General features: G+C 69.0%; 11 protein-coding genes and 1 pseudogene. 7 read left to right on the top strand and 5 right to left on the bottom strand.

The features are described from left to right. Nucleotides 1-1,398: 1,398 nt before the first annotated feature. Both DDE18_RS20735 and nrdR read right to left on the bottom strand, forming a co-directional pair. Entirely contained in the window at nt 1,399-4,365 is a 2,967-nt protein-coding gene (locus tag DDE18_RS20735) for a vitamin B12-dependent ribonucleotide reductase (RefSeq protein ID WP_116574208.1), read from the bottom strand. A 121-nt stretch (nt 4,366-4,486) separates the two neighbouring features. Then, nucleotides 4,487-4,990, bottom strand: coding sequence for a transcriptional regulator NrdR (nrdR, locus tag DDE18_RS20730; RefSeq protein ID WP_116574206.1), 504 nt, complete (start codon nt 4,988-4,990; stop codon nt 4,487-4,489). Nucleotides 4,991-5,457: 467 nt separating this feature from the next. On the opposite strand from nrdR, the gene DDE18_RS20725 reads away from it, so the two are divergent. Then, on the top strand, nt 5,458-5,793 hold the full coding sequence (locus DDE18_RS20725; protein WP_116574204.1) for a hypothetical protein: 336 nt from the start codon (nt 5,458-5,460) through the stop codon (nt 5,791-5,793). Nucleotides 5,794-5,995: 202 nt separating this feature from the next. Here DDE18_RS20725 and DDE18_RS20720 read toward each other — a convergent pair whose 3' ends face one another. Then, on the bottom strand, nt 5,996-6,361 hold the full coding sequence (locus DDE18_RS20720) for a LysM peptidoglycan-binding domain-containing protein (protein WP_116574203.1): 366 nt from the start codon (nt 6,359-6,361) through the stop codon (nt 5,996-5,998). Nucleotides 6,362-6,754: 393 nt separating this feature from the next. Between DDE18_RS20720 and DDE18_RS20715 the strand changes: the two genes are divergently transcribed. Then, entirely contained in the window at nt 6,755-7,216 is a 462-nt protein-coding gene (locus DDE18_RS20715; RefSeq protein ID WP_133241291.1) for a DUF6318 family protein, read from the top strand. Nucleotides 7,217-7,245: 29 nt separating this feature from the next. Next, on the top strand, nt 7,246-8,097 hold the full coding sequence (locus DDE18_RS20710) for a hypothetical protein (protein ID WP_116574199.1): 852 nt from the start codon (nt 7,246-7,248) through the stop codon (nt 8,095-8,097). 179 nt (nt 8,098-8,276) lie between these two features. Here DDE18_RS20710 and DDE18_RS20705 read toward each other — a convergent pair whose 3' ends face one another. After that, on the bottom strand, nt 8,277-9,074 hold the full coding sequence (locus DDE18_RS20705) for an SDR family NAD(P)-dependent oxidoreductase (RefSeq protein ID WP_211754665.1): 798 nt from the start codon (nt 9,072-9,074) through the stop codon (nt 8,277-8,279). 120 nt (nt 9,075-9,194) lie between these two features. Here DDE18_RS20705 and lexA point away from each other — a divergent pair, with 120 nt between their 5' ends. Together lexA and DDE18_RS23845 are read left to right on the top strand one after the other, a co-directional pair. Continuing rightward, nucleotides 9,195-9,914, top strand: coding sequence for a transcriptional repressor LexA (gene lexA / locus DDE18_RS20700; protein WP_116574197.1), 720 nt, complete (start codon nt 9,195-9,197; stop codon nt 9,912-9,914). A gap of 98 nt (nt 9,915-10,012) precedes the next feature. Further along, nucleotides 10,013-10,795, top strand: a pseudogene (locus tag DDE18_RS23845) (phosphatase PAP2 family protein); the annotation flags it as partial. Between the two features lie 42 nt (nt 10,796-10,837). On the opposite strand, the gene DDE18_RS24185 reads toward DDE18_RS23845, so the two are convergent. Further along, complete coding sequence (locus tag DDE18_RS24185) at nt 10,838-11,707, bottom strand: ion channel (RefSeq protein WP_165821270.1); 870 nt, start codon at nt 11,705-11,707, stop codon at nt 10,838-10,840. A gap of 178 nt (nt 11,708-11,885) precedes the next feature. On the opposite strand from DDE18_RS24185, the gene DDE18_RS20685 reads away from it, so the two are divergent. Together DDE18_RS20685 and DDE18_RS20680 are read left to right on the top strand one after the other, a co-directional pair. Next, nucleotides 11,886-13,592 carry an alkaline phosphatase D family protein gene (locus DDE18_RS20685; protein WP_245916910.1) on the top strand — a complete coding sequence of 569 codons (1,707 nt, stop codon included), beginning with the start codon at nt 11,886-11,888 and terminating at the stop codon, nt 13,590-13,592. After that, nucleotides 13,592-14,917: an alkaline phosphatase family protein gene (locus DDE18_RS20680; protein WP_116574192.1), complete on the top strand. Its 1,326-nt coding sequence runs from the start codon at nt 13,592-13,594 to the stop codon at nt 14,915-14,917. Before DDE18_RS20685 ends, DDE18_RS20680 begins: the two co-directional genes overlap by 1 nt. The last annotated feature ends 7 nt before the right edge of the window (nt 14,918-14,924 follow it).

Here is a 14,924-nt window from a genome sequence, read left to right as displayed (position 1 = left end):
GCAGGCGGCAGACCGATGGCGAGCCACACCCGGAAACGGGTGGGCAGCCCAATAGAGAGCGAACCCGCCGGGCACCTGGACCGAGTCTGGCCAGACACCGGCCCTACGGGAATCGTCTAGTAGCCCACTATGACGCACCTGCGCCGCGCACGATGTCCCAGGGCCGACGAGCGTGGGCGGGGGGAGTCGCGTGCACGATCGGATCGCCGCGAGACGGCAACTAGAACCCGCCGCCGTGAAGGGTGGCGTCGACGACTAACGCCGGCGATCTTGCCGCGAAGACAGGATGCGTAGGGTTGGCTGTTCACCGTTGGGTGGCCGGGCGCCCCTGCGGGACTTGGGGTGTTGTTGCCGGGCGCCCCCTGCGGACTTGCAGAGATCATCCTCCAATACCGGTCGCCATGTGAAATGACGAGCCAGGATCCGGTGGGTCGTCCTTGATGGCTGAGCAGCGGCGACACCGCTTGAATCGTTCACCGTCCTCGTTCTTGTCAGCTACCCACCCATGTCTTCCCAACCGACACCACAGGCTTGTCATCGCCGTACCTCCTTGTCAGTCTCGCGGCCATAGACGAGCCATGACGCCCGGCGGTTGCTCACGTATGGATGTTGGAGCGGTCGTGAGCCTCCGGTGGCTGCCCGGTATTCACCTTCTTGATCTTGCCGCAGTACGGGCACTGGTGGTGGGCGCTTGCAACGGCTCCAACCAGTGGCTCCCATGCGTGCCAACCCAGATGACACTCGATCGTCCGCAATATGCTCACGGCGGTGCTCCCTCGCCGTGAGAACTAGACCGTCTCTCAGTGTGCGCCTGCGGGGTCCCGCGCTGCAAGACACTTGTGACGGTGGCCTTCCCCAGGTCGCCCGAGCCGCGTTCCGCACTGACCGTGGTGGGTTGATCCGCGATCGGCATGGGGCCGCACCACGGGTGGCAGCAAGGACCGGTGTCACCGCTCGACGCAGCCTGACGGTCCGGAGCACAATGGTGGTGAACCGGACCAACCTATGGGCCCGAGCCGGCTTGACGGAGTCTTGAGCCGGCGGGACTACCGCACATGCTGACCGAATGTCGGACCGCGGTCTCTGCCGCAACAAGTGCGTCCTTCCGCCGCAAGTGACCGTTTCCCGGTCAACGCCGAATCCTCGGCTGAGGGCCATCTGCACGGCAAGAAGTGATGCGTACCCCGCCCACCCCTGAAACTCGACCTTGTCATAAGTCGCGTGCGGGATCGTCGATGCGCACAAGTGCCTGGCGCCCTGTCCCGCGACGAACCGGCCGATCCGCCCGGCACACTTGCATGCATCCGGGACCGATGATTCTGGGAATCAGCTCTGGCGCGGACAACGACGACGGGTCCGACTCCTGGAGGTGTCGGACCCGTCGAGGTTGGTCAGCGATCAGCTGCAGCCGCTGGTGCTGCCACACCCCTCGCAGACGTAGCACGAGCCGGCGGGCCGCATCTTCGTGCCGCAGGTCATGCAGAGCGGGGAGTCGACGGCGGTGCCGGTGATGAGCTCCAGGAGCTCGGCGGAGGTGTGGGCCTCCTTGGGTGCGGGCTTCTCGGCGACCGACGCTTCCGTGGTCTCGATACGCTCGCTGGCGCTCGCTACTCGACCACCGAGGTCATCCTCGACCGACGTCTCGACTTCGCTCGACGATCCGGACGAACCTGCCGTCAGCTCCGACGCCGAGCCGGTCTCCTCGACGAGCGGCTCGTACGAGCCGGTCTCGAGGTGACGCTGGCGCTCCTCGGCGGAGAAGATGCCCAGGGCGGCGCGGTCGTCGAAGGGCAGGTAGTCCAGGGCCAGGCGACGGAAGACGTAGTCCATCACCGACTGGGCCATCCGGATGTCCGCGTCGTCGGTCAGACCGGCCGGCTCGAACCGCTGGTTGGTGTACTTCGACACGTAGGTCTCCAGCGGCACGCCGTACTGAAGGCCGATCGAGATCGCGATCGAGAAGGCGTCCATCACACCGGCCAGCGTGGAGCCCTGCTTGCCCAGCTTGAGGAAGATCTCGCCGAGCGTGCCGTCGTCGTGGGCGCCCGAGATCATGTAGCCCTCGGCGCCACCCACGGTGAAGGAGGTGGTGCGCGAGACGCGCGACTTCGGCAGGCGCTTGCGGGTGGGGGCGTAGACGACCTTCTCGATGACCTTGGGCTCGAGGTTCGTCTCGACTTCGCTCGACGAGCCGGCGGCCGCGGCGGCCATGCCCTGGTCCTTCTTCGACGCCTCCGACTTGCCGTCGGCTAGCGGCTGGCCGACCTTGCAGTTGTCGCGGTAGACAGCCGTCGCCTTGAGGCCGAGCTTCCAGGCCTGCATGTAGACGTCCTCGATCTCCTCGACCGTGGCGCTCTCGGGCAGGTTCACGGTCTTGGAGATGGCCCCCGAAAGGAACGGCTGGCAGGCCGCCATCATCCGCACGTGGCCCATCGGCTTGAGCGCGCGGGCACCCATCGCGCAGTCGAAGACCTCGTAGTGCTCCTGCTTCAGGCCCGGGGCGTCGATGACGTGGCCGTGCTCAGCGATGAAGGCGACGATCGCCTCGACCTGCTCGGGCTGGTAGCCCAGCTTGGTCAGCGCCCGCGGGATCGTCTGGTTGACGATCTGCATCGAGCCGCCACCGACGAGCTTCTTGAACTTCACCAGCGAGAAGTCCGGCTCGATGCCCGTGGTGTCGCAATCCATCATGAAGCCGATGGTGCCGGTCGGCGCGAGCACCGAGGCCTGTGCGTTGCGGAAGCCGTTGGTCTCGCCCAGCGCGACCACGTCGGCCCACGCCTGGGTGGCCAGCTTGTGCACCTGCGTGTCGGCGACGTGCAGCGGGCGCACGGCGTCGTTGGCGGCCTGGTGCTTGCGCATGACGCGCTTGTGCGCCTCGGCGTTGCGGGCGTAGCCGTTGTAGGGGCCGACGATCGCGGCGAGCTCGGCGCTGCGCTTGTACGACGTGCCCGTCATCAGGCTGGTGATGGTGGCTGCCATCGCCCGGCCACCGTCGGAGTCGTAGCCGAGGCCCATCGCCATCAGCAGGGCACCGAGGTTGGCGTAGCCGATGCCGAGCTGGCGGTAGTCGACCGTGGTCTTGCCGATCGACTCCGTCGGGAAGTCGGCGAAGCAGATCGAGATGTCCATCGCGGTGATGATGAACTCGACCGCCTTCGCGAACAGCTCACCGTCGAACGTGCCGTCGTCCTTGAGGAACTTCAGCAGGTTGAGGCTCGCCAGGTTGCACGAGGAGTTGTCGAGCGACATGTATTCCGAGCACGGGTTGGACGCGGTGATGCGGCCGGTCTCGGGGTTGGTGTGCCAGTCGTTGATGGTGTCGTCGTACTGCAGGCCCGGGTCGGCGCACTCCCACGCCGCCACCGCGATCTTGCGGAACAGCTCGCGGGCGTCGACCGTCTCGATGACCTCGCCGGTCTGGCGGGCGCGGAGGCCGAACTCGGTGCCGTCCTCGACGGCGCGCATGAACTCGTCGGTCACGCGGACCGAGTTGTTGGCGTTCTGGTACTGCACGGACGTGATGTCCTTGCCGCCCAGGTCCATGTCGAAGCCCGCGTCACGCAGCGCGCGGATCTTGTCCTCCTCGCGCGCCTTGGTCTCGACGAACTCCTCGATGTCCGGGTGGTCGACGTCCAGGACGACCATCTTCGCGGCCCGGCGCGTGGCACCGCCCGACTTGATGGTGCCCGCCGAGGCGTCGGCGCCGCGCATGAACGACACCGGGCCACTCGCCGTACCGCCGCTGGAGAGCAGCTCCTTGGACGAGCGGATGCGGGAGAGGTTGAGGCCGGCGCCGGAGCCGCCCTTGAAGATGAACCCCTCCTCCTTGTACCAGTTCAGGATCGAGTCCATCGAGTCGTCGACGGAGAGGATGAAGCACGCGGAGACCTGCTGCGGCGACGGGGTGCCGACGTTGAACCAGACGGGGCTGTTGAAGGAGAAGTACTGGTGCACCAGCAGCCAGGTGAGCTCGTGCTCGAAGACCTCGGCGTCGGCGTCGGTCGCGAAGTAGCCGTGCTCCTGGCCGGCGTCGGTGTAGGTCTTCACGACGCGGTCGATGAGCTGCTTGAGGCTCCACTCGCGCGCCTCGGTGCCGACGGCGCCGCGGAAGTACTTCGTGGTGACGATGGTGCTGGCGTTGACCGACCAGAAGTCGGGGAACTCCACGCCGCGCTGCTCGAAGACGGTCTCGCCGGTCTTCCAGTTGGTCTGGACGACGTCGCGACGCTCCCAGGTGATCTCGTCGTAGGGGTGCACGCTCTCGGTGCTGAAGACGCGCTCCAGCGTGAGGCCCTTGCGCTCCCCCTGTGACTGCGGGGCGTCTGCGCCGGCTTCGTTGCCGGTGCTCACCGTCTCGGTCATGCGTGCTCCTTCGATCCCGTTGCCTGCTGGTGTGGTGCTGCTGTGTGGGTGATGCAGGGGTGTTGCCCCAAGGTGGTAAGCCCGGCACGCCGCTTCCCCACGCCGTGCCGGGCAGTCTGTGTCAGCCCGTCTGGGCCATCTCGGTGGTCGAGGAGGGCGCGCTAGCGCCCGTCTCGAGACCACGCTCGGCGCGCAGCATGGCGATCTCGTCCTCGAAGTCGTCGGCCGACTCGAACGCGCGGTAGACGCTGGCGAAGCGGAGGTAGGCGACCTCGTCGAGCTCGCGGAGCGGCGCGAGGATCGCCAAGCCCACCTCGTGCGCCGGAACCTCCGCCTGGCCGCTGAGCCGCAGCGCGTCCTCGACCGCCTGTCCGAGGCAGGCGAGCTGGTCCTCGGTGACCGGGCGGCCCTTGCAGGCCTTCCGAACGCCGGCGACCGCCTTCTCACGGGTGAACGGCTCGGTGGCGCCGCTGCGCTTGAGCACGGTCAGCTGCATCTGCTCCACGGTGGTGAACCGCCGCTCGCAGGACGAGCAGGTACGCCGCCGGCGGATGCTGCTGCCGTCGTCGGCCACGCGCGAGTCGAGGACCCGGGTGTCGGTGTTGCGGCAGTACGGGCAGTGCATTCCGGGCCTCCTCTCGCGTGGCCTGGCTGAACTCCCGGGCATGACTAGAACACCCCCGAGAGGGCGTGTATGCCTGTGGATGAGCAGCCGATTCCTGTGGAGTCACGCCGTCTGGCTGTGCACTTCCCACCCGGCTCTTGTGAACTAGATGTGGAAAACCACAACGGTGTAACTACTAGATGTAGTGGTAACCGTACGTCGGCTCCCGAGCCTTGGCAAGCGGAACGGCGACGACTTCTGGCGGGCCACGCCAAGGCCAGGTAAAACCGCAGGTCAGTGCCTTGGACCACACGGAATTTGGCTTCTCCGTACGGCGTGTCCCGGGCGTTGCGGGGCTTGCTCACGCGCCGCGCGCCCGCCGTAGTCGGTGGTCGAGTAGCCCGCGAGGAACGAGCGGGCGTATCGAGACCATCAAGACCCTCGCCGTAACCGCCTCCTGAATTGCACGCGTCAGACAGAATGCTCCCGTGACGACGGGGACCCCGGAGGCGGGCAAGCGTGCAGGCGCGCGCCGAGCTGAGAAGGCGCAGCGCTCCTTCGGTCGCGCCACCGTTCCCCTGGCTGCCGGCCTCACCGCCTGCGTCGTAGCCTGGGGCTACCTCGTCTACATGGCGATCGACTTCGGGGTCTCGGCGCGGGGCGGCGAGTCGTCGGCCTGGGGCCTGCTGGCGCTCGCCACCGTAGGCGCGATCGCCTGCCTCTTCGCCGGCCTGATGCTCGGCGTACGACTCATGCGCACCCTCGGCCTCGCCGCCGACCCCGCCGTCGCCCGACCCACCGGAGGGCGCCGCGCCGCTCGGTGACCGCGGTGGATTGCTGCCACCTGGTGGCAGTGAACGACCGCGCTGTCCGACGTGGGCCGCCCGCGACATGACTCGGGCGGTGCCACCCCTCTTCCCCAAGAGGGTGGCACCGCCCGGGGTCTTCCCCGTGCCCGCCGGCCGGGGTCGAGGCGACCGGCGGGACGTCATCTGGCTGTCTGGCGACAGCACGACCACTCCGCTGTCACTCCGACAGCGGCACGCGCAGGCGCTGGCCCGCGGTCAGGCTCACCGAGTCCAGAGCGTTGAGCTCCTGGATCTCGCGCATCATGCTGCGCACCTCGCCGTCCTCGGCCAGCTCGGCGGCGATCCCCCACAGCGTGTCGCCGGTGCCGACCATGACGATCTCGGTGGGCTCGGGCTTGCCGGCCTCACCAGTGCCGACCGCGCCGGAGCCCAGGAAGAAGCCGGCCATCAGCACGAGCATCAGGGCCGCCACGAACACGACCAGCCGCCCGCGCCGGGTGAGCCGCACGCTCGAGGGCTGCTGGGGGCGGCGCGTCGCACGGACAGTCGATGCGAAGCTCGGGGTGATCGTCATGGTACTCATGGAGGCCTCCTGGGGAAGGGCGTCAGCCTGGTGTCTGTCGCTCGAGGGAAGTTCTAGACCTGACCACCGACATCGAGTCTGGAGCTCATGGTCGATCAGAGTTTCGATCGAACGTGTGTACGACGGTAGAGCATGTGTTCGAACAGATCAAGCATGAGATCAAACACGTGTTCGATGGCTGTCGGCCGTCCCCCGCTCGCTGGTTCTCCACAGGTGCGGGGCCAGACATGGCGCCGGGGCGCTCCGCGGCCTACCTTTTTCTCGGCTGGTCGGGTCCGGCCGCTCTCGGGATTGGGGGTCCTTGTGACTTGGGTACGCCGCACGGCCAGCGCTCTGCTCGCCCTGCCCCTCCTCGCTCTCAGCGCCTGCTCTGGTGAGAAGCCGGAGCCGATCATGCCGACGGAGTCAGCGAGTTCTTCGCCCGAGGCGTCCGAGCCGGCGCCGACGCCGGAGCCGTGGGAAGCGAAGACGGACGACGGGGCCGTGGCGTTCGTCAGGCATTGGTTCGACCTGCTGAACGTTGCAAGGCTCGAGGGCGAAACGGAGCCGCTGCTCGGAGTCAGCACCAAGGATTGCGCCACCTGCAACAACGTGGCCGAGCTGGCTCAGAGGTTGCACCAACCGGGTGGGATCTATGACAGCAAGCCCTGGCAGATTCTGCAGATCTCATCGCCAACGAAGTACGACCCACCAGCTTGGCAGGTGGCAGTTCGAGTGCTTCAACCAGCAGCCCGCGTGAAGTTGCCTGACGAGAAGAAGGTCCACGAAACCGCCAGGGGTCGGAAGACCTTGGCGGCGACGTTCTTCTGGCGGGGAGATCAGTGGAAGATGCACGAAGTGGCCCCGGTCGAATGAGGGCGCTCCTTACGCTCTGCGGACTGGCCTTGCTCTTCACGCTCTTCATGTGGCCGGCGTCGATGTCGTCGGCGAGTGGCGACGAGCCCGAGGTGGGCGCAGAAGAGAACGACGATGTCTTCTACACCGAATTCACCGAGACGGATGAGGCATCGAATTCCGAGAACCCGACCGAACAGAGCCAAGTAGTCACCACGTCGGTTTCGGAGACGGTTCCTCCTACCTTGATCCCCCAGTGCGAGCACGGCGGTGCGGTCGGCCTGGACAACGGTTTCGGCTGTACCGGCAAGCAGCTTGAGTGCGAAGGCGGCCTCGTGTTCACGGTGATCACACACGCTGCCGACGGAACGTCAACCACTGACACTTACGAGTGCATCAAGGAAGAAGAGGCCACCAAGGGCAAGCCCATCGACATCCCGGCCGAAGTGGCGAAGGCCTTCAGGAAGGTCGGCCTGCCGACCTCGTCCCTCGTCGTGCAGCCGCCGGGCGGTAGGACGCTCGTCAACCTCGACACGATCTTCTCCTCACAGGCCGAGCGCTTCACGACGGACGTCGCACTCGACCCGGTCAAGATCACGGTCTCCTTGGAGATCTGGCCCCAGTCGTTCAAGTGGCACTTCGGCGACGGCTCCACACCACGCCTGACGGACTGGCCGGGCAAGCCCTGGACCGAGGGCGCAGATGTCTCCACCCTCATCACCCACACCTACTCGAAGGTCGGCGAGAAGATCCCCGTGAGCGTGGACACCACATGGGCTGCCAGGTGGAGGGTGAAGGGCACCGACAACCCGTGGCAGGACGTGGCCGGCACAGTGACCATCGAAGGCACGCCCCAGCAGATCTCCGTACTGGAGGCGAAGCCGCTGCTCGTCAAGCGCTGACGGCGTGCCGAACAGGATGAACTCCCGTCTGCCGCCCGAGCTCAGGCTCAGTCGAGGCACGAGGAAAGACTTCCTCATGTTTGACGCGCCGGGAGGCCCGCGCAATGCGGGACGGTCGGGTTTCCCCGGTGAGTCACCGTGACTCACCATGAGTCACCCCGCGACTCAATGCAGAGCGCTTACCGAGCCCGCTCCATCGCCCGCCGTCCCTGGGCAGCCACCACCCCGACGAGCCGCGCTGAGACCCGCGGCGCGAGCGACGAGAACCGCATCAGCCCACCCCGCCAGGCGGGCAGGGTCTGCACGACCCGGTGCGTTCCGACGAGTGCGACAGCGGCGTCGGCGACCTCAGAGACGATGAGCAGCCGCCCACCGGAGTGGATCAGCGCGACGGCCAGGCCGGACTGGTCCATCCCCCCGACCAGGTCCGTGTCCACGCCGTCCGGACAAAGGGCGTGCAGCCGCACGGACCGCGGCGTCTCGGCGTCGACCGACTGGGTCAGCGACACGACCCCGGCCTTCGTCGCGGCGTACATCGACAGCCCCGGCACCGGCCCGAGGCCGGACAGCGACGCCACGTTGACGATGTCGCCACCCGCCGGGCCGAAGGCGGCGAGGGCTGCGCGCATCCCCCACACCATGCCGAGGAGGTTCACGTCGACGAGCCTGCGGACCTGGTCCTCGGTCAGCTCGGCGAGCGAGCCGTCGTCGCCGACGCCGGCGTTGTTGAACCAGGCGGTGAGTACGCCGTGCTGCGCTGCCTCCGCAGCCACGACACCGTGCGAGCCGGCGTCCCGGACGTCCTGCGCGAGGCTGGCGACCGCACCGATCTGGGCCGCGGTGGCAGCGGCCGCGGCGCCGTCGGCGTCGGTCACCACGACCGCCCAGCCGCGGGAGACGAGGGTGGCGGCGATGGCCCGGCCGATGCCGCGGGCGGCCCCGGTCACCACAGCAACGGGGCGAGAAGGCGCGCTCATGGGGCAGATCATGCCCCGACACGCCCCTTCGAACAGATGTTTGAACCTCGTCGCCGGGAGGACTACCGTGGCCTCACCGGACGCCACACCAGCCAGACGAGCACAGCCACAGGAGGACCCATGGCCCGCAAGGACACGAAGGTGATCGAGATGCCCGACGGGCCGCCCGACGCCACGGGCCTGACCCCGCGCCAGCAGCGCGTGCTCGCGACGATCAAGGACTCCATCGAGATGCGGGGCTACCCGCCGTCGATGCGCGAGATCGGCACCGCCGTAGGGCTGACCAGCTCGTCCAGCGTCGCCCACCAGCTGCGCACGCTCGAGGAGAAGGGCTTCCTCAAGCGCGACCCCAACCGGCCGCGCGCCATCGAGGTCTTCCTGCCCGAGGTGATGGCCGCCCGCCGCTCCATCAGCAGCGCCGACGAGACCTCGGCGGACGTCACCGGGGTCGGCGACGTCGCGCCCGAGGCCGCCAACGTCCCGCTGGTCGGCCGCATCGCCGCCGGCGGCCCGATCCTCGCCGAGGAGCGCGTCGAGGACGTCTTCCCGCTGCCCAAGCAGCTCGTCGGCGACGGCACGCTCTTCCTGCTCGAGGTGTCCGGAGACTCGATGATCGACGCCGCCATCTGCAACGGCGACTACGTCGTGATCCGCCAGCAGCCCGACGCCGTCAACGGCGAGATCGTCGCCGCGATGATCGACGGCGAGGCCACCGTGAAGACCTTCCAGCGCAAGGACGGCAAGGTCTGGCTGCTCCCCCACAACGACGCCTACGAGCCGATCGACGGCGCCCAGGCCACGATCCTCGGCAAGGTCACGGCGGTCCTGCGGCGCGTCTGACCGAGGGGTGACCCCGGTGCGTCCCTGAGATCCGGTTCAGGGACCGCGCCGGGCTCCGCCCGATGGGCGTATGGCGCGCCCAACGGTTGCCTTGAGGGGTGACGCTGCTCGCCCCACAACCTCGGTTTCCTGACGGCGCTGGCGCGCGTCCTCAACCAGCGAGACCGGCGAGGTCTCGACTTTGCTCGACCAGCCGACTCCGCTCGACCAGGCGACTCCGCTCGGCTAGCCGACGTCCCGCACTGCGCGAGCTGTGGGTGCTGGCCGGTCTCTACCTCGCGTACGCCGTGTCGCGGATCTTCGCCGACGACGCACTCGCGCCAGCCGTCGACCGGGCCAGGGCGCTGCTGCAGCTCGAGCACCTGGCCGGCCTCGACGTCGAGGCAGCGGTCAGCGGCTGGTTCGTCGACAACCCCCTGGCCGGGCTGCTGGCGAGCTATCACTACGCCACCGCCCACTACGTCGTCACTGCGGTCGTCCTGGTCTGGCTCTTCCGGCGGCACCGGCCCGTCTACGCCCGCGCGAGGACGGCGCTCGTCGCCGCGACGGTCCTCGCGCTCGCGGCGTACCTCCTCCTCCCCACCGCTCCCCCGCGGCTGATGGCCGGCTGGACCGACGTGCTCGCACTGCACGCCGACAGCGGCTGGTGGGGCGAGGCGGCCTCGGCGCCGCAGGGGCTGGGGTGGATGACCAACCAGCTGGCGGCGTTCCCGAGCATGCACGCCGGGTGGGCGCTGTGGGTGGCGCTGGCCGTGAGCGCGACGACGGCGAGCCGGGCCGCACGGACGCTGGCCTGGTCGCACGCCGGGCTCACCGCATTCGTCGTCGTCGGCACGGGAAACCACTGGGTGCTCGACGTCGTTGCGGGCTGGGCTGTCGTTGCTGTCGTCTGGCGCCTTGGTCTGGGGACGGTTCCCCGCAGGTCAGTCGGGACGGCGGTGGTCCTGAGCGAAGGCACGCAGGACCTCCTCCACGGACCCCTCGGTCCCCAGATGGGTGATCGCAATCCGATCGGTCACCTGCTCCACGCAGGACCGGAGCACCCGCGCGGCACTGCGGACCTCTGAGGAGGCTGCTCCGAGGCCCGCCTCGACAAGGGCCAATGCGTAGGGGAGGTTCGCCGCCAAGGACATGGGCTCGTCGTTCTCGACGAAGTAGTAGCTCTCGGCGTACTGCGTCATGTCCACTGCCACGACGGCCAGGTCCCGGCTCACCGCGTGAAGGATGCCGCTGGCGATGGCCGGGTCGCCGTCGCGAACGAGGGCAGCGGTGTCGTCGTCGGCGAGGGCGTGCAGGTGAACGGCCGTTGCTCGTCTTCGCCCCAAGGCGGGATAGATCTGCAGGATCCAGGAGATCGCGGCGGTCAGCAGCACGAAGCCGATCAATGACTCGACCGGCGTCAGCAACCGCAGCGCGCTGCTGGCGGGCGTGATGTCACCGAACCCGAGCGTCGCTGCTGTCACCAGCGACAGATAGAGCGCGGTGACGAACCCGGACGACTGCTCGGGACGCAGCGACGCTTCGTAGTAGAAGCCGTCGGAGATCGAGGGCAGGTAGATCAGCGCCCATCCGACGACGGTGAGCGCTGTCCAGAGCGCGACAGCCAGGAGCATCCCCAACGGCCCGATCAGCTCACGGCGCCTCAGGCCGACCAGGTGTCGCCCGCGCCAGACGATCCTGACCGCACCGCGCGCCAGGGAGCCGAAGCCCTGCGGGTGCCACAGCGTGTGGAAGATGTCGCGCAGCACCACGAGCACGATCAGCGCGCCGCCAGCCCGGAGCAACCAGTCCATCCCTGGAACGTACGCACCGAGGAGCCGGGCTCCCAAGGGCCACGTCGGTGTGGCGAGTCGTTTCGTGACGGGACTCCGCCTCCTCGCCCACCGAACCGAGGGGCGACTCGAGGATGAACGATCGGTGTTCACACGCATCCGCGCGTGATCAAACCGGCCCTCGGTCGTTCCACTCGGCGTGACCGCAGAGATCCCGGAGTCCAACGTCCGCCGCCGCACCGTCCTCGCGACCGGAGCAGCCGGCCCTGCATTCGCCGGTACGGCGCTCGGCGCGGGCGCGTCGTACGCCGATCGCCCCGACCACACGCTCTTCCAGCACGGCGTCGCGAGCGGCGACCCCAAGCCGCGCCGGGTCGTGCTATGGACCCGAGTCACGCCGACCACGCAGGCCACGCCCGGATCGGGCAAGGGTCCTCAGGTGACCGTGACCTGGCAGGTCGCGAAGGACGCGACGCTCGGGAAGGTCGTCCGGGAGGGCACCTTCGTCACGAGCGCCAGCCGCGACCACACCGTCAAGGTCGACGCCACCCGCCTCGAGCCGGAGACCTGGTACTACTACCGCTTCCTCGTCGGCAAGCACAGCAGCCCCGTCGGCCGCACCCGCACGGCCCCGGCGCGCGGGGCGACGCCGGCCAACCTCCGGTTCGGCGTCGTGAGCTGCGCGAACCTGCAGGCGGGCTGGTTCGCGGCGTACCGCCACCTCGCAGCCCGCGACGACCTGCACGCCGTCCTCCACCTCGGCGACTACCTCTACGAGTACGGCGGCGAGGGGTCCTACGCGATGGGGCGGGAGAACAAGCGGATCCGCGCCCACGTGCCCGACCGCGAGATGGTCAGCCTCGCCGACTACCGCCAGCGGCACGCGCAGTACAAGAGCGACCCGGACCTGCGGGCGCTGCACGCCAAGGCGCCGTTCATCGTGACGTGGGACGACCACGAGGTCACCAACGACCAGTGGCGCGACGGCGCGGAGAACCACCAGCCGGACGAGGGTGACTACCTCGTACGCCGCGCGCGTGCGCACCGCGCGTACGACGAGTGGATGCCCGTGCGGCTCGACGACACCGCCCGCCTCGGGGACGGCACCCGGCTGTTCCGGCGGCTGCGATTCGGCAAGCTGGCGGAGCTCTCGATGCTCGACCTGCGGACCTACCGCGACGAGCAGGTGCACACCAAGGCGCCCAGCCCGGTGCCGGCGCTCGAGGCCGAGGTCAGCAACCCGGACCGCACCATCCTGGGCGCTGCCCAGCTCGCCTGGCTCAAGGACTCCCTGCTCCCCGGCCGGCCGCAGTGGAAGATCGTCGGCAACCCGGTGATGGTGGCGCCCGTGTCGTTCGCGCAGCTGCCGACCGAGCTGGTCGACCCCGTGAACGACGTGACGGGGATCCTGCCGCGCGACGGCGCGCCGTACAACGTCGACCAGTGGGACGGCTACACCGACGACCGGCGGGAGATCTTCACGCACATCCGCGACCACGGGATGCGTGACGTCGTCTTCCTCACCGGCGACATCCACTCGGCGTGGGCGTGCGACCTGCCCTTCGACCTCGCGACCTACCCGCTCGGGCAGAGCGCAGGCGTGGAGTTCGTCAGCACGTCGGTGACGTCGAACAACCTCAAGGACATCACCGGCGCGCCGGCGCGGACGGCGTCACTGGCGGTCGAGGCGACCATCATGGCCAACAACCGGCACATCAAATACCTCAACTTCGACGACCACGGCTACTCGGTCTTCGACCTCACGCCGGCCCGCGCGCAGATGGACTACTACGTGATCAGCGACCGCGCCGACGCCCGCGCGACTGCCTCCTGGACGGCGTCGTGGGCGACCATGTCCGGGACGAACAAGGTGCATGCCGTCGACCAGCCGGTGGAGGGACGCTGATGTGCACGACTGACGAGAGCCGGAGGGGGCGCGCCTACGCAGCCGGACTCGAGGAGATCCGCACCGGGCGCCGCACCCTGCTGAAGGTGGCGGGCGCCGGTGGCGCGTCGATCGCGCTCTCCACGGTCGCCGCCGACCCGGCCGCGGCCGGCAAGGTCCGCACCCCCAAGCGTGCCTACGTGCTGGTCCTCGACGGCTGCCGGCCGGACGAGATCACGCCCGAGACGATGCCGCACACCGCGGCGCTGCGGGCCGGGGGCCTGCACCACCCCTACGCCTCGTCCGTGCCGATCATGGAGACGATCCCCAACCACGTGATGATGATGACCGGCGTGCGGCCCGACCGCAGCGGCGTGCCGGCCAACGCGATCTTCGACCGCACCCTCGGCGTGGTGCGCGACATGGACCGGGCCAGTGACATCCAGGTGCGCACGGTCATCGAGCGGCTCAACGCCAAGGGTCTGCGGACCGCGACGGTGCTGTCGAAGGAGTATCTCTACGGCGTCTTCGGCGCCCGGGCCACCCACCGCTGGGAGCCCGGGCCGATCATCCCCGTCTCCGGGCACGCGCCCGACGCCTTCACCATGGAGGCGGCGCTGGCCATGCTCGCGGAGCACGACCCGCACCTGATGTTCGTCAACCTCGGCGACATCGACCGGATGGGCCACACCGACCTCACCGGCGCCGTCCTCGACCTCAAGCTGCTGCGCCGCACCGCGCTCGCGGCCACCGACGCCCAGGTCGGCCGCTTCGTGGCGGCGCTCAAGGCGTCCGGCCGCTGGAACCAGTCGCTCGTCATCGTGCTCGCCGACCACTCGATGGACTGGTCGCGCCCCGACTCCCTGATCCGCCTCCAGCCGGTGCTGGAGTCCGATCCCCCACTTGCCGGGAGGTTCGTGATCGCCGCCAACGGCGGCGCCGACCTCCTCTACTGGACCGGCCCCGACGCCGGGCGCGAGGCGGGCGTCGCCCGGATGATCGAGCTCTGCTCCGCCGTCCCGGGCGTCCTGCGTGCCCACGACCCGCGGCGTACGGCGTGGCTCCGCACCGGCCCGATCGGCGGCGACGTGGTCGTCTTCTGCAAGGCCGGCTGGCGCTTCTCCGACCCGTCGATCCAGTCCAACCCGATCCCCGGCACCCACGGCCACCCGACGACGCGGCCGATCCCGTTCTTCCTCGCCGGCGGCCACCGGCGAGTGCCTCGCGGAGTGACCGCCTCGGCCGAGGCAAAGACGCTCGACGTCGCGCCCACGCTCGCCCACTTCTTCCGCCTGGGGGCGCCGAGGGGCGGGTACGACGGGCGGTCTCGGCTGCCGGTCGGCTGACGGCCGG

Source organism: Nocardioides gansuensis (assembly GCF_003076135.1).
GTDB classification, from domain to species: Bacteria; Actinomycetota; Actinomycetes; order Propionibacteriales; family Nocardioidaceae; genus Nocardioides; species Nocardioides gansuensis.
The sequence above is the reverse complement of the archived record's forward strand: the minus strand, read 5'-3'. Positions and strand labels throughout refer to the sequence as shown.

Bases quoted from the DNA above. Each gene is read 5' to 3' on its own strand.
- DDE18_RS20715 (WP_133241291.1), top strand. From the start codon at position 6,755: ATGCCGACGGAGTCAGCGAGTTCTTCGCCCGAGGCGTCCGAGCCGGCG.
- lexA (WP_116574197.1), top strand. From the start codon at position 9,195: ATGGCCCGCAAGGACACGAAGGTGATCGAGATGCCCGACGGGCCGCCC.
- DDE18_RS24185 (WP_165821270.1), bottom strand. From the start codon at position 11,707: ATGGACTGGTTGCTCCGGGCTGGCGGCGCGCTGATCGTGCTCGTGGTG.
- DDE18_RS20705 (WP_211754665.1), bottom strand. From the start codon at position 9,074: ATGAGCGCGCCTTCTCGCCCCGTTGCTGTGGTGACCGGGGCCGCCCGC.
- DDE18_RS20680 (WP_116574192.1), top strand. From the start codon at position 13,592: ATGTGCACGACTGACGAGAGCCGGAGGGGGCGCGCCTACGCAGCCGGA.
- nrdR (WP_116574206.1), bottom strand. From the start codon at position 4,990: ATGCACTGCCCGTACTGCCGCAACACCGACACCCGGGTCCTCGACTCG.
- DDE18_RS20720 (WP_116574203.1), bottom strand. From the start codon at position 6,361: ATGAGTACCATGACGATCACCCCGAGCTTCGCATCGACTGTCCGTGCG.
- DDE18_RS20735 (WP_116574208.1), bottom strand. From the start codon at position 4,365: ATGACCGAGACGGTGAGCACCGGCAACGAAGCCGGCGCAGACGCCCCG.